At 65.1% G+C, this 15,372-nt stretch carries 12 protein-coding genes and 1 riboswitch; of the genes, 7 read left to right on the top strand and 5 right to left on the bottom strand.

The window, feature by feature from the left end; translation table 11 throughout:
- Positions 1 to 220 precede the first annotated feature (220 nt).
- From VIQ49_RS12740 to VIQ49_RS12770, 7 genes are all read left to right on the top strand, one after another.
- On the top strand, positions 221 to 1,663 hold the full coding sequence (locus tag VIQ49_RS12740; protein WP_331885075.1) for a GuaB1 family IMP dehydrogenase-related protein: 1,443 nt from the start codon (positions 221 to 223) through the stop codon (positions 1,661 to 1,663).
- A 113-nt stretch (positions 1,664 to 1,776) separates the two neighbouring features.
- Positions 1,777 to 3,177 (top strand): hemolysin family protein, encoded by a 1,401-nt coding sequence (locus VIQ49_RS12745; protein ID WP_331885077.1) that lies wholly within the window; start codon positions 1,777 to 1,779, stop codon positions 3,175 to 3,177.
- Positions 3,170 to 4,246 carry a hemolysin family protein gene (locus VIQ49_RS12750; RefSeq protein ID WP_331885079.1) on the top strand — a complete coding sequence of 359 codons (1,077 nt, stop codon included), beginning with the start codon at positions 3,170 to 3,172 and terminating at the stop codon, positions 4,244 to 4,246. Before VIQ49_RS12745 ends, VIQ49_RS12750 begins: the two co-directional genes overlap by 8 nt.
- Positions 4,243 to 5,151, top strand: a complete 909-nt coding sequence (locus tag VIQ49_RS12755; RefSeq protein WP_331885081.1) for a 3-methyladenine DNA glycosylase — start codon at positions 4,243 to 4,245, stop codon at positions 5,149 to 5,151. Before VIQ49_RS12750 ends, VIQ49_RS12755 begins: the two co-directional genes overlap by 4 nt.
- Before the next feature lie 100 nt (positions 5,152 to 5,251).
- Complete coding sequence (locus VIQ49_RS12760; protein ID WP_331885083.1) at positions 5,252 to 7,435, top strand: malate synthase G; 2,184 nt, start codon at positions 5,252 to 5,254, stop codon at positions 7,433 to 7,435.
- Between the two features lie 106 nt (positions 7,436 to 7,541).
- A complete protein-coding gene (gene lppU / locus VIQ49_RS12765; RefSeq protein ID WP_331885085.1) occupies positions 7,542 to 8,147 on the top strand; it encodes an LppU family putative lipoprotein in 606 nt (201 codons plus the stop codon).
- Between the two features lie 202 nt (positions 8,148 to 8,349).
- Positions 8,350 to 9,465, top strand: coding sequence for a substrate-binding domain-containing protein (locus VIQ49_RS12770; protein WP_331885087.1), 1,116 nt, complete (start codon positions 8,350 to 8,352; stop codon positions 9,463 to 9,465).
- Positions 9,466 to 9,489: 24 nt separating this feature from the next.
- On the opposite strand, the gene gcvP is transcribed toward VIQ49_RS12770, so the two are convergent.
- The 5 genes from gcvP to odhI form a co-directional block, all read right to left on the bottom strand.
- A complete protein-coding gene (gene gcvP, locus VIQ49_RS12775; protein ID WP_331885089.1) occupies positions 9,490 to 12,318 on the bottom strand; it encodes an aminomethyl-transferring glycine dehydrogenase in 2,829 nt (942 codons plus the stop codon).
- 195 nt (positions 12,319 to 12,513) lie between these two features.
- A riboswitch (glycine riboswitch) is annotated at positions 12,514 to 12,608 on the bottom strand.
- 28 nt (positions 12,609 to 12,636) lie between these two features.
- Positions 12,637 to 13,215, bottom strand: a complete 579-nt coding sequence (locus VIQ49_RS12780) for a MerR family transcriptional regulator (protein WP_331885097.1) — start codon at positions 13,213 to 13,215, stop codon at positions 12,637 to 12,639.
- 359 nt (positions 13,216 to 13,574) lie between these two features.
- Positions 13,575 to 14,093: a bifunctional nuclease family protein gene (locus tag VIQ49_RS12785; protein ID WP_331885091.1), complete on the bottom strand. Its 519-nt coding sequence runs from the start codon at positions 14,091 to 14,093 to the stop codon at positions 13,575 to 13,577.
- Positions 14,094 to 14,223: 130 nt separating this feature from the next.
- Positions 14,224 to 14,913, bottom strand: a complete 690-nt coding sequence (locus VIQ49_RS12790) for a MerR family transcriptional regulator (RefSeq protein WP_331885093.1) — start codon at positions 14,911 to 14,913, stop codon at positions 14,224 to 14,226.
- A gap of 35 nt (positions 14,914 to 14,948) precedes the next feature.
- The coding region (odhI, locus tag VIQ49_RS12795; protein WP_331885095.1) for an oxoglutarate dehydrogenase inhibitor Odhl at positions 14,949 to 15,372 on the bottom strand (424 nt) is incomplete at its 5' end.

Below are 15,372 nucleotides of genomic sequence, written 5' to 3' on the forward strand. Positions count from 1 at the left end.
TACCAACGCATCGACAAAGAAGGCGCATTCCACACACTCTGGAGCGAAGGCCGCACCGAAATCCAGGCCTGACCTCCCGACACCCGCAGCCGCTCCGCCTATGCGAAGACGCTCCACAAATACGTGGAGCATCTTCGTGTATGTGGAGCATCTTCGTGTATGTGGAGCATTGACGAACGGTCTGCACGGTCGTGTCCACCGCTGCGTAGTATTGACCTACGTGCGATTCCTCGATGATCATTTCCCGAGTCATGACCTGACCTACGACGACGTGTTCCTGGTGCCCGGTCGCACCGACGTCACCTCCCGTTTCGACGTCGATCTCTCGTCCGCCGACGGCTCGGGCACCACGATTCCGCTGGTTGTTGCCAACATGACGGCGGTGGCCGGACGCCGGATGGCCGAGACCGTCTCCCGCCGCGGCGGCCTGGTGGTGCTACCACAGGATCTGCCGATCACCGCGGCCGCCGAGATGATCGAGTTTGTCAAAGGACGCCACCTGGTCGCGGACACCCCGGTGGTCCTCGGTGGGGAGGCAGCGGTCTCCGATGCCGTGGCCCTGCTGCCCAAGCGCGCCCACGGAGCCCTGATCGTGCTCGACTCCGATGCCGCGACCCCGATCGGGGTGGTCACCGAAGCCGCCTGCGCAGACGTCGACCGGTTCGCCCGGCTGACCGAGGTCCTCGACCCCGACTTCGTGTCGGCGCCGGTCGGCACACCCGCACGTGAACTGTTCGAACTCCTCGACGCCAGGCACGCCGACCTCGCGGTGCTGACCGAAGCCGACGGCTCACTCGCGGGCGTGTTGACCCGGGTCGGCGCCGTCCGGGCCGGCATCTACGAACCCAACCTCGACGCGAACGGCCGGTTGCGGGTCGCCGCCGCGGTCGGTGTCAACGGTGATGCTCGTGGCAAGGCAATCTCGCTGATGCAGGCCGGCGCCGACCTCATCGTTGTCGACACCGCGCACGGACATCAGGAGAAGATGCTCGCGGTCCTCGAGCAGATCGCCGACGCCGACCTCGGTGTCCCGATCTGCGCGGGCAACGTCGTGTCGGCGCAAGGCACCCGGGATCTGATCTCCGCGGGTGCCGACATCGTCAAGGTGGGTGTCGGGCCGGGCGCGATGTGCACCACCCGCATGATGACCGGCGTCGGTCGTCCACAGTTCTCGGCAGTCGCCGAATGTGCCGCTGCCGCAAAGGAATCGAACGCGCACGTGTGGGCGGACGGCGGTGTGCGGCATCCGCGCGACGTTGCCCTCGCCGTGGCGGCCGGGGCGTCGAACGTGATGGTCGGCTCGTGGTTCGCCGGCACATACGAAAGCCCGGGTGACCTGAAATGGGACCGGTCGGGCAAACCGTACAAGGAGAGTTTCGGGATGGCGTCGAAACGGGCGGTCGCCGCGCGCACCGCCACCGACAGTGCCTTCGACCGCGCCCGGAAAGCACTGTTCGAAGAGGGTATTTCGACGTCGCGCATCGCACTCGACCCCGAACGGCCGGGCGTCGAGGACCTGATCGACCACATTTGTTCGGGTGTTCGGTCGACGGCAACGTACGTCGGCGCGCGATCGCTCGACGAACTGCACGAAAAAGCGATCCTCGGGGTCCAGTCCGCGGCCGGGTTCGCCGAGGGACGCCCGTTACCTACGGGCTGGTAACCCGATACGATCGACCCGATGTCCCAGGCGACATCCTCACCTGATCCCCTGAACATGGAGGCTGGATTGGTGCCCATGGCACCTCGAGGCGTCACTCACCGCGGTGACCGCTGATGCAAGCACTGATATTGATCGGCAGCCTGCTCGGCTTCATCGCTCTCACACTGGGCACTGCGCTGTTCGTCGCCGCCGAGTTCTCGCTCACCGCGCTCGAACGGTCCACCGTCGAGAACGATGTCCGGACCCGGGGTGATCTCCGTTCGCGTCAGGTCAGCCGGGCGCACAAGACACTCTCGTTCCAGCTGTCCGGCGCCCAGCTCGGGATCACCATCACGACCCTGGTCACCGGGTACATCGCCGAGCCGGTGCTGGCGCAGCTCTTCGAGCCGCTGTTCGAGGCACTCGGGGTTCCCGATGGCGCCGACGCCGCGATCTCGCTGATCCTCGCGCTGGTTATCGCGACGTCACTGTCGATGGTTCTCGGGGAGCTCATCCCCAAGAACCTGGCGATCTCCAGGCCGCTTCCGACCGCACGCGCCACCGCCGGACCGATGAGCATGTTCTCGGCGGCGTTCCGGTGGCTCATCAACACCCTCAACGGCACCGCCAACTGGCTGGTCCGCCACCTGGGTGTCGAGCCCGCCGAGGAATTGCGGTCGGCGCGGTCGCCGCAGGAACTGGGATCTCTGGTGCGCAACTCGGCACGTCAGGGTGCACTCGACCCCGGCACCGCGGCGCTGGTCGATCGGTCGTTGCAATTCGGGAAGCTCACCGCGGAAGATCTGATGTCGCCGCGGGTCACCGTCGAATGCCTCGACATCCACGACACCGTGCGCGATCTGATCCTCGCGTCGTCGCGGACGGGCTACTCCCGGTTCCCGGTCCTCGACGGCGGCGACCTCGACAACATCAGCGGTGTCGTCCACGTCAAACAGGCGTTCACGGTCCCGATGGCTCAGCGCGGCACCACTGAGCTGCACACCCTCGCCCGGGCCGTCTCCGTCGTACCGGCCAGCCTCGACGGCGACTCACTCATGGAACAGATCCGCGCCGACGGCCTCCAGGTTGTTGTCGTGGTCGACGAGTACGGCGGAACCGCCGGGATCGTCACCACCGAGGACCTCATCGAGGAAATCGTCGGGGATGTCACCGACGAGCACGACGACGAACAGGCCGACGTCCAGCGTGAGGGCGACGGCTATCTGCTGACCGGGTTGCTGCGTATCGACGAACTCCTCGATGCGATCGGCTATCGCGCACCCGAAGGTCAGTACGACACCCTCGGTGGACTCCTCATGTACGAACTCGGCCGGATCGCCCGCGAAGGCGACGTCGTCGATCTGCCGGTCCGTTACAGCGGAGCCGACGATGACGATGATGACGATGACGCCCCCCAGCAGCGGTGGCGCGCCCGGGTGGTCCGGATGGACGGACGCCGGATCGACACGGTGGCACTGACCCCGCACCCCGATTCCGACGACTCGGAAGCAAACGATCGGGTCACCGATGAATGACCTCTGGGGCGTGCTGCTCGCAGTACTGTTGCTCGCCGGCAATGCATTCTTCGTGGGTGCCGAGTTCTCGCTGATCTCCGCTCGCCGCGACCGGCTCGAGGCCTTGGAAGAGCAGGGTAAGCGCCGAGCGCGCACGGTCATCGAAGCGGGCGAGCATCTCTCGCTGATGCTGGCCGCGGCACAGCTCGGCATCACGATCTGTTCGATCCTCCTCGGACGTGTCGGTGAGCCCGCGATCGCTCACTTGATCGAGAAGCCGCTGGAACTCGCGCACGTACCTCACGGCCTTCTGCATCCGATCGCGTTCGCCCTGGCACTGTCGCTGGTTGTGGTGCTCCACATCCTGCTCGGTGAGATGGTCCCCAAGAACCTCGCGCTCGCCGGTCCGGAACGTTCGGCCATGTTCTTGGTGCCGACACACCTCATGTTCATCAAGCTCGCCCGGCCCCTGATCGCGTTCTACAACTGGGTGGCCAATCTGTCACTTCGACTGCTGCGGGTCGAGCCGAAGGACGAACTCGACGCCACGGTCTCGGCCAATGAACTCGCGCAGATGCTCGGCGAATCCCGGCGCGAGGGCCTGATCGACGAGGAGGAGCACACCCGGCTCACCCGGGCACTCCAGACCTCGGGACGTACCGTGCTCGAGGTCGCGATACCGCTCACCGAACTCCGCAGCGTCCAGGTGACCGCCGATCCGGAGACCGGCCGGGTCGGTCCGACTCTCGGCTCGGTCGAGAAGGCCGTCACCGACACCGGATTCAGCCGTTACCCGGTCCGCGGAACCGACGGCACCTACACCGGCTATCTGCATTTGAAGGACGTCCTCGACGAAATCCTCGACGAGAACGTCGGCCCCGACACCATCATCGGCGTCGACAAGATCCACCCCCTGCCGGTCCTGGCCGACAGCACCGCGCTCGACGAGGCCACCAATGCGATGCGCCGCACCAGTTCGCACCTGGCCGCGGTCGTCGACACCAACGGCCGCACGGTTGCCGTGGTCGCACTCGAAGACCTCGTCGAGGAGTTCGTGGGAACGGTGCGCGACGAAACGCACCGGGTATGACCTCGCCCGGTGCGCTTCTCGACCGACTCGCCGAGTCGGAGTGGCAGGGCGCGGCTGACGAGCACCGGCAGCGGATCGATGAACTCCTCGAACGCCATCCATCCCGGTATACCACCCCCGACGTCGGTGATGCCGTACATCCGGTCTGGGGATTCCTGTTCACCTACTACAGCTTTCGGCCGGCACAACTCCGGCGCTGGCATCCCGGGTTCGGGGTCGGGTTGCAGGGGCGCTCCGCCCGGCACCACCTCGACTACCGCGGATATGTGCGTTGCGGAGACCTGGTGACCGTCGGCCGCGACTTCCTGGACAAACGCCGCGAGACGATCGACTACGTCGTCCATCTGCTCTCTGCGACCGCAGAACGGACGCCGCGCCTCAACTGCTTCGGGATGCACGAGTGGGCGATGGTCTATCAGGCATCACCCGAACAGATCCGTCATGCCGGCGTTCCGCTGCGTCTGAGTCCCGCCGAGACAGACGAGGTGGTGCGGTCGCAACCGCCGCGCTGCACACACTTCGATGCCTTCCGGTTCTTCACCCCGCCTGCCCGGCCGCTGAACCTCACAGTGTTAAATAGACGTACACAGCCAGAGTTCGAACAACCAGGCTGTCTGCACGCCGGCATGGACCTCTACAAGTGGTCGTACAAACTGGCACCTCTGCTCCCGTCGGACGTGATCGCCGACGCATTCGACTTGGCGCTCCACCATCGCGAGATCGACATGCGGGCGAGCCCGTACGACCTTTCGGAGTTCGGCATGGCGCCGATTCAGATCGAGGAACCGGCGGGACGGGCGGAGTACATCGGGGTGCAGTCCGGGCTCGCCCGCCGGGCCCAGGCACTACGCGCCGACCTGCTCGAGCGCTGCCGGAGCCTGTCCGATCGGACAACAAGTGCCTGAACTGCGGGACAAGCGATCCTTGCCCAGCTGAATCCAATTGCTACCAACGAGTAACATATGCGGCATCAGTGCCCTTGATCGAAAGAGAGTGAGGCCGGTTATGGCTCAGCGCGTCACCGTGGACGGCGGCTTGCAAGTTGCGTCGGTTCTGTACGACTTCATCAACAACGAGGCCCTGCCGGGTACCGGAGTGGACCAGGAATCGTTCTGGTCGGGTGCAGCGGCGGTCATCAACGATCTGAGCCCCCGGAACGCCGAACTCCTCGCGGTTCGCGACGACCTGCAGGCCAAGATCGATCAGTGGCACCGCGACAACAAGCCGGCCACGCCGGCCGATTTCGACTTCGCGGCCTACAAGGCCTTCCTGACCGAGATCGGTTACCTCACCGAGGTGCCCGCCGATTTCGAGATCAGCACCACCGGTGTCGACACCGAGATCACCAGCACCGCCGGACCTCAGCTCGTGGTCCCGATCCTCAACGCCCGGTTCGCGCTGAACGCATCCAATGCGCGCTGGGGGTCGCTCTACGACGCGCTCTACGGAACCGACGCCATCTCCGAGGCCGACGGTGCGGAAAAGGGTAAGTCGTACAACAAGGTTCGCGGTGACAAGGTCATCGCGTTCGCCAAGAACTTCCTCGATGAGGCCGTCCCCCTGGAAAGCGGCAAGCACGCCGACGCGACCTCCTACGTCGTCGACGGAGCCGCGGTTGTGATCTCCTTCGCCGATGGTTCGACCACCGGATTCGCCGACCCGGCCGCATTCGCGGGCTACACCGGCGAGCCGTCGGCGCCCACCGGTATCCTGCTGCGCCACAATGGACTTCACCTGGAACTCCAGATCGACGCCGAGTCCCCGATCGGTTCGACCGATGCCGCCGGCGTCAAGGATGTGCTCGTCGAGTCGGCGATCACCACCATCATGGACTTCGAGGACTCGGTGGCCGCTGTGGACGCCGACGACAAGGTGACCGGCTACCGCAACTGGCTGGGCCTGAACAAGGGTGATCTTGCCGAAGAGGTCACCAAGGGCGGCAAGACGTTCACGCGAGTCCTGAACCCGGACCGCGAATACACCGCGCCCGACGGTTCCGGTCTCCTGCTGCACGGCCGCTCACTGCTGTTCGTGCGCAACGTCGGCCACCTGATGACCAACGACGCGATCATCACCGCCGATGGCGACGCGGTGCCCGAGGGCATCCTCGATGCGCTGTTCACCTCGCTGATCGGCAAACACGGCCTCGAGGTCCACGGTCTGCAGAACTCCCGCAGCGGCTCGATCTACATCGTCAAGCCCAAGATGCACGGTCCCGACGAGGTGGCGTTCACCGTTGAACTCTTCGGCCGCGTCGAGGAAGTCCTGGGACTGCCCACCGGCACCCTGAAGGTCGGCATCATGGACGAGGAACGCCGCACCACCGTGAACCTGAAGGCCTGCATCAAGGCGGCCGAAGATCGTGTGGTCTTCATCAACACCGGCTTCCTCGATCGCACCGGCGACGAGATCCACACCTCGATGGAAGCCGGCGCCGTCGTGCGCAAGGCCGAGATGAAGTCGCAGACGTGGATCAAGGCCTACGAGGACTTCAACGTCGACACCGGCCTGCACGCCGGCCTGCAGCACAAGGCACAGATCGGCAAGGGCATGTGGGCGATGCCCGACCTGATGGCCGACATGCTCGAGACGAAGATCGGTCACCCCAAAGCCGGCGCCAACACCGCGTGGGTGCCGTCCCCGACCGCCGCCACCCTGCACGCCCTGCACTACCACCAGGTCGACGTGTTCAAGCGTCAGTTCGAGTTGGCCAAGCGTGACCCGGCATCGGTCGACGACATCCTGACCATCCCGCTCGCGCCGAACACCAACTGGTCGGATGAGGAAAAGCGCGAAGAGCTCGACAACAACTGCCAGTCGATCCTGGGCTACGTCGTCCGCTGGATCGACGCCGGCGTCGGTTGTTCGAAGGTGCCCGACATCCACGACGTCGCCCTGATGGAAGACCGCGCCACCCTGCGGATCTCCAGCCAGCTCCTGGCGAACTGGTTGCACCACGGCATCGTCACCGAGTCCGATGTGGTCGCCGCACTCGAGCGGATGGCACCGGTGGTCGATCAGCAGAATGCCGGCGATCCGACGTACCGACCGATGGCTCCCGACTTCGCGTCGAACATCGCGTTCAGCGCGGCCAAGGAGCTCATCCTCGAAGGCGGTGCGCAGCCCAACGGTTACACCGAGCCGATCCTGCATCGCCGTCGTCGCGAGTACAAAGCAGCCAACGCCTGACCGTTTCGACCGAGTCAGCCGATCGCGAACCAGAGGTAAAGCTCTGCTAACTTCAGTTGTGGCCCGGGCAATTCGCCCGGGCCACAACTGATCAGGGAGATTGACAGTGATTTCTGGTATCCGTCGGTGTGTGGTGTTCACATTCGGTGCGGTGTTGGTGGCGGCACTGGCCACCGGTTGCGGCGACGACGAAAGCGGTACGGCCACACCGGTTTCGGGCGCATCGTCAATCGCGTCGGAATCGGCTGAATCTACAGAGTCCGCCTCAACGTCGACGACCATCGAGGACAGCGGCGACATCAGCGAGATCGATGCCGAGGTCGGTGATTGTGTGAATCTCGGCGGCACGATGATGGATGCCGAGATCGACTCGGCGACTTGCGGTACCACCGATTCGCACTACGTCATCGTCGCGAAGGTCGCCACCGAGGATGCCTGTCCCTCCGATGTCGACCAGACCTACTACGAAACACTGGCCGGTTCCACCACCGGTGTCCTGTGCCTCGACGTCGACTGGGTTGTCGGCAAATGCTTCGACATGGCCGTCGGCTACGAGAGCACAACCCAGGTTCCGTGCACCGATCCCAGCGGTGAGAAGATCCTCGCGGTGCTGACCGACACGGTCGACGAGACCGGTTGCCCGGAGGAAGCGGAGACCTATTACACGTACGACGAGCGCCGGAAGGTCGTGTGCACCGCGTCCCCGGTGTGAGCTCTGGGGTGTGACCTCTCGCACGTACGCATAGCGCACCGCATAGACTGCCCCACGACAGCTCGCGCTTTCCGGACTGGTGATCACTTCACCGGTCCGGAAGTGCGCAGGTCGGGTTGTCACATCGACGTGGATCGAGGTGTTTGTGGGCGAGCATCGCAGAGCCGGCGGCAGTAGGGGTATCAGCCGTGGCCTTCTGGTTGTGGTTGCCATCGTTGTGGTGCTCGTGGTGGTGGGCTTCCTCTGGTCGATGCTGGGTGATCGACTCACCAAGCAGGGCCAGGATGCCGCCAAGCGGTGTGTGGAAGGCGATCTGACGGTCGCGGTCATCAGCGATCCGTCCCTGGCCGAACCGCTGAAATCCGTCGCGACAGAATACAACGCCACCAATCCGGTCAGCCGCGACTGGTGTATCACCATCGATGTCCGCCCGTCTGATGCGAAGGTGACCCTCGAAGGACTCACGGGGACGTGGGACCCGGCGTCGCGCGGTCAGTATCCGGCAGCCTGGATCCCGCAGTCGTCGGTCTGGAGTTCACAGCTGACGGCCGCCAAACCCGAGATCGTCGAAGGCGCACCCGCGTCGCTGGTGACCTCGCCCGTGGTCCTGGCCGTGCCCGCCGAGGCCAAAGAGGCCATGACGGGCAACGTCGGATGGATCGAACTCCCCACCCTGCAGCGGTCCGAGACCGCGATGCGGCAGCTGGGCCTGCCGGGCTGGGGCTCCTTGAAGATGGCCATGCCGATGGGGCCGCAATCCGATGCGACGGTACTCGCCGCCCAGGCGATCGCGATGGAGGTCTCCCGGACGCCGAGCGGTGCCCTGTCGGTCGAGGACGCGACCTCTCCGCTGGTGACCTCGACGCTGCAGGCCATGCAGTCCCAGGCGCCACCGACCGACCTCGGGTCTTCGGAGAGCGGGGTACAGATGATCGCCGAGCAGACGGACCCGGCGTCCGGCGCAATCCACGCCGTGCCCATCACCGAGCAACAGCTCTACAAGCTCACCAAAGACGGAGCCAACGCCGGTGTGGTGTCGCTGCTGCCGACCGGTCCGACACCGGTGGCCGACTTCCCGGTGATCACGTTGACCGGCGAACAGGTCGACGTCGCTCAGCGCGACGCCGTCAGCACCTTCATCAGCTATGTCCACGCGCCCGAGCACATCTCGGCGATCACCCAACTGGGTTTCCGTGGCGGAGGCGAACTACCGCCACCGACGGCAGCCGTGGACTTCCCGGAGACACCGACCCCGATGCCCGCGCCCCCGGCAGAGGCTCAGAACGCGATCACCGAGACACTCGCGCGGCGCACCTGACCCCTGCCCGATCGGAAGTCAAGATCAGGCGAAGGCCTCGATCGGTGGGCAACTGCAGACCAGGTTCCGATCGCCGAAGGCACCATCGATCCGGCGCACACCCGGCCAGACCTTGGGGCGGCCACCAGCGGACGGCAGCCCGTTCGGGTAGACGGCAACCATGCGGTCGTAACCGTGATCCCACTCCCCGACCAGGCACTCTGCGGTGTGCGGCGCCCCCTGCAACGGGTTGTCGTCGAGCGACCAGTCGCCGGACTCGACCTTGCCGATCTCAGCGCGGATCGAGATCATCGCGTCGCAGAATGCATCGATCTCGTCGAGGTTCTCGCTTTCGGTGGGTTCGATCATCAAGGTCCCGGCCACCGGGAAGCTCATCGTCGGAGCGTGAAAACCATAGTCGGCCAGTCGTTTTGCGACGTCGTCGACCGTGACACCGCTGCTCTTCGTCAGCGGGCGCAGGTCGATGATGCATTCGTGGGCCACGCGGTGACCGGCACCGGTGTAGAGCACCGGAAAGTGATCGCGCAGCCGGACAGCGATGTAGTTCGCCGAAGCAATCGCCGTCAGGGTTGCCTGCCGCAGTCCCTCGGCACCCATCATCCGGATGTAGGCGTAGGTGATCGGCAGAATCGATGCGGACCCATAGGGGGCACCCGAGATCGTCAGCTCGCCGGGCAACTCGTCGGCCAGTGGATGTCCGGGCAGGAACGGCGCCAGATGCTCGCGCACCCCGATCGGTCCGACTCCGGGGCCGCCGCCGCCGTGCGGGATGCAGAAGGTCTTGTGCAGGTTGAGGTGACTGACGTCGCCACCGAACCGGCCCGGCCGCGCAACGCCGACAAGGGCATTGAGGTTTGCGCCGTCGACGTAGACCTGGCCGCCGGCGTCGTGGACCGCGGCACAGATGTCGCCGATCTCGTGTTCGAAGACTCCGTGAGTGGACGGGTAGGTGATCATGATCGCCGACAGTTCTGCGGCGTTGGCCTCGATCTTGGCACGCAGGTCGTCGACATCGACGTCGCCGTTCTCGCGGCAGGCCACGACCACGACCCGCATCCCGGCCATGACGGCCGATGCCGCGTTGGTGCCGTGAGCGCTCGACGGGATCAGGCAGACCGTGCGGTTCTTGTCGCCGCGGCTGCGGTGGTATTCACGGATCGCGAGCAGCCCGGCGTATTCACCCTGTGAGCCGGCGTTCGGCTGCAGGCTCACCCGGTCGTAACCGGTGATCGCGACGAGCCACTCTTCGAGCGTCGCGATGATCGTGCGGATCCCCGTCACCTGATCAGCGGGCGCGAACGGGTGCAGCTTGGCGATCGTCGGCCAGGTGATGGCCTCCATCTCCGCGGCGGCGTTGAGCTTCATCGTGCATGAGCCCAGCGGAATCATGCTGCGGTCCAACGCGATGTCCTTGTCGGCGAGCATCCGCAGGTAGCGCATCATCGCCGTCTCGGTGCGGTAGCGGTTGAAGGCCGGGTGCGTGAGGAAGTCGGAGGTGCGGTCGGCGACCCCGGCACCGTCGGCGTCGGCCACCGCCCCGGCCGCGGGCACACCGAACGCCTCGAGCACCGCTGTCACGTGTGCGTCGGTTGTCGCCTCATCACAGGCGACCGACACGTGATCGGTGTCGACCAGCCGCAGGTTGATACCGCGGGTACGGGCGGCGACGACCACGGATTCGGCCTGTGCCGGTACGCGGGCGAGCACCGTGTCGAAAAAGTTGGCATGGACGACCTTGCCTCCGAGTGCGTTGGCGATCGAGGTGGCATGTCCGTGGACACGCCGCGCGATCGCACGGAGTCCGTCGCCGCCGTGGTAGCTGGCGTACATCGCCGCGAGGATGGCGAGCAGCACCTGCGCAGTGCAGATGTTGCTGGTCGCCTTCTCCCGTCGGATGTGCTGTTCGCGGGTCTGCAGCGACAACCGGTAGGCGAGATTGCCGTCGGCGTCCTTGGAGACTCCCACGAGCCGGCCGGGGAGCTGACGGGCATGCTTGGAATGCACAGCGAGGTATCCGGCGTGCGGTCCGCCGAATCCCATGGGGACGCCAAAGCGCTGGGTGGTTCCGAAGCAGACGTCTGCACCCTGTTCGCCGGGAGGGGTGATCAGCGTCATGGCCAAGAGGTCGGCACCCACGGCGACAAGAGCGCCTCGCTCATGGGCTGCGTCGATGAGTGCCGCACTGTCGATGACCCGCCCGGAGGCGGTGGGCGTCTGTGCCAGGACACCGAAGAACTCGCCCTCGGGCAGACCCGCGGTCAGATCAGCGGTGACGACCTCGATTCCGAGCGGCTCCGCGCGGGTGGCGATCACCGCGGCGGTCTGCGGGAAGAGATCTGCGTCGACGAGGAATCGCGGCGACTTGCTCTTGCCTGCGCGGCGTAGAAGTGTCATGGCCTCGGCCGCGGCCGTCGACTCATCGAGCATGGACGCGTTGGCCACCTCCATGCCGGTGAGGTCGGAGACCATCGTCTGGAAGTTCAGCAGCGCCTCGAGACGGCCCTGACTGATCTCCGGCTGATACGGCGTGTACGCCGTGTACCAGGCCGGGTTCTCGATGATGTTGCGGATCAGGACGGGCGGCGTCAACGTGTCGTAATAGCCCAGACCGATCATCGAGGTGGCGACGGTGTTCTCGTCGGCGAGTGAAGCGAGTTCCGCGAGAACCTCGTGTTCGGAGATCGCCGGCGGCAAGACGTCGAGACCGTTGTCCTCCGGGGTGTCGAGAATCCCGGACGGCACGACCTGCTGCGCCAGGTCATCGAGTGAGGTGGCGCCGACAACTGCCAGGATGCGGTCGAGTTCTCCCGCGTCGGGCCCGATATGACGGTCGGTGAAAGGGGTGCCGCTCATGGATAGGACCTCCGCGGTGGTCCGCCACGAAGGGCCGACCACGTGTAGTGCCGACCTGTCGGCCGGACGCCGGTCCTCCCCCTCTGTCCTATCCCGCAGGGCCGAGGCCTGCAGAACGCCTGAGAGATTCAGCCGCGACGAGCGCGACCTTTCACCATGGGCGGACGGTTTGTACCGTCACTCTCCAGAGACGCCGACGTCGACACGGTCCTTGTTGCCTGAGAGTTTGACGGAGAGGTATTGCTCCTTCGGCGGTCATCTCGCGGATGACTCTCTCCCGTGTCGCTGCGACGCAGTCCCAGTGTACGGGCAGCGGTCCTAACCGGTGCGACGGGCGCGGCTCTTGCGACGCGACGCCAATTCGTCCTCGGGAGCAGCTTCCGTGACGCCGCCGTCGGCGCGTTCGGCGGGAAAGTCCGCGATGGTTCCGGTCAGCTCACGCATGGCGCCACTGACGGCGATACCGAACACACCCTGACCGCCCTGCAGCAGGTCGACGACTTCTTCGGCGGACGTGCACTCGTACACGGTGGTGCCGTCGGAGAAAAGGGTGATGCGGGCCAGATCCTCGACACCACGCTTGCGCAGGTGATCGACGGCAACCCGGATGTTCTGGAGGGAGATGCCGGTGTCGAGGAGACGCTTGACGATCTTCAGGACCAGGATGTCCTTGAACGAATAGAGCCGCTGGCTACCGGAGCCGGCAGCGCCCCGGATCGACGGCACCACCAGCGAGGTGCGGGCCCAGTAATCGAGCTGCCGGTACGTGATCCCGGCGATCTGGCAGGCGCTGGGGACGCGGTAGCCGACGAGTTCATCCGGAACGGTGTCGTTCGGGAACAGGCCCGGCGCGATGTCTTCCAGGGAGCCCTGGCCTAGCCTGTTCGGGCCGCCGATCGCGGTGTCTGCCTCGGGGGTCGCAACCTGCGCCCCCAGGTCGCCGTTCTCACCGTCGTGTGGCTGATCGCCCACTGGGTTCTCCTCGCGTGCTGGTCGGTGACCGCCAATGTGCGCATCCTGGCTCCGACGGGCCAAGTTTACGCGTACTGACTGATCAAAATCACATCTCCGCAACTTCCGCGGTTATGAGAACCGTATGGCCGCAGCGGGTCCGGATCAACGCGACTCGCCATAACCCTGAACCTAAACTTGAGCTTTAGGCAATTCGTGACCCGTCGGTTTCCGTTCTGTGACCAGACTCGCCAGAGCGAAATGCCGCCTCACGGAACGGATTCGTGTGTTACCGCAACACCGGGCTATGCCCCGCCGGACGCCTTGAAATCGTCCGGCGAGACCGAGTCGAGAAACTCTTTGAACTTCTCGACCTCGTCTTCTTTGACCTCGGACGCCGGCTCCGCTTCGTCCGTTTCTTCCGGATCATCCGAGGGCATCAGCAATCCTGCTTCGGCCAGTACGGACTCTTCGGCGAAAATCGGGACCTCGGCGCGCAGCGCGATCGCCACCGAATCCGACGGCCGGGCCGAGATCCGCAGATCTCCGGCGAACACGAGGTCGGCGTAGAACGTGCCCTCCTGCATGTCCACGATCCGGACCTCGAGCAGTTCGTGGCCCAGGGCACTGATCAGATTGACGATCAGGTCATGGGTCAGGGGACGAGGAGGTTCAACACCCTTTTGCCGCAAGGCGATTGACGCTGCTTCACTCTGACCGATCCAAATCGGCAGGTAACGTTCACCGGCGGTTTCCTGCAGGAGCAGTACCGGTTGACTCTGTGGAGGTTCCACACGGATACCTACTACGCGCATTTCACTCATGCGGTCGGCCCTCCCAAGCTTGTGCGGGGCGAATTCTTCACCGCCCTAATCCTATGGCAAGGATGCCTGCCGGACGACCGAGAACCTCCGGACTGACCGGAGAACGGGCCCTCTGATCGAGAACTTCGCGCTAATCGAGAACTTCGCGCACCGCTTGCTTCACGAGCTGGGTGTGCAGGGTCACCGACAGCGCTGCGATCTCACGAACCATCTCTTCGGCACGGTCTCGGGCACCGGTTCCCTTGCCTTTGGCGATGGGGTTGGCGATCTGCGCGACTAGGCCGGCCTCTCGGTCGGCCGACACCTTGAAGGCGCGAAGGTGCCGCGCCTGAACGCCGAAGTTGGCGAGCGCGGACGCAGCCGTCACCAGCCGCACCGCGTCTTCGTCGAAGAATCCCCGCGGTCCGGGGACAAGAAGTCCGTTGTCGACGAGTTCGGTCAAGAATGCCGAATCGACCCCGGTACTTTCGAGCAGCGAGTCGCGGCTCAGGCGGCCGCCGCCGTCCTGCGAGAAATCCGTGGCCGGAGCCACCCAGTTCTTTGCCGACGACAACAACCGGGTACCCGTCGGTGCATCAGGACGGGTACCGCGGTCGATTTCGTCGAGCTGTTCTTTGATGACCTTGAGCGGCAGGTAACGATCACGCTGAGCGGTCAGGACAAACCGGAGCCGCTCACAATCCGCTCTGCTGAATCGGCGATACCCGGACGGAGACCGCTCGGGGGTGACCAGACCTTCGGACTCGAGAAATCGGATCTTCGAGATCGTCACGTCAGGGAATTCACCGCGCAGCTGATCGAGGACCGAGCCGATGGACATCGATCCTTCAGAATGCTGCCCCGCCGCCGGAGAGGTCACGCGTCCGCGGAACCTTCGTCACCACTGGGGCCGGTCAGGAAGACCAACCGGAACTTACCGATCTGAACCTCGTCACCGTTCGCCAGAACCGCGGAATCCACTGGCTCGCGGTTGACATACGTGCCGTTCAGGCTGCCGACATCGACCACCTGGAACTCGCCTGCGCCCAAACGGAACTCAGCATGGCGACGGCTGACGGTGACGTCATCGAGAAAGATGTCGCTGTCGGGATGCCGACCGGCCGAGGTGGTCGCTTGATCGAGCAGAAAACGAGAGCCGGCGTTGGGGCCGCGCTTGACGACGAGCAATGCAGTGCCTGCTGACAGGCGTTCCACTCCGCTGTCCGCGGAGGTGGTCGCAGAACCACCGGTCGACTCCATCTCTTTGATGAAATCGGCCCGGAAGACCGAGGTGGTCTCT

Source organism: Williamsia sp. (genome assembly GCF_036566845.1).
GTDB lineage: Bacteria > Actinomycetota > Actinomycetes > Mycobacteriales > Mycobacteriaceae > Williamsia.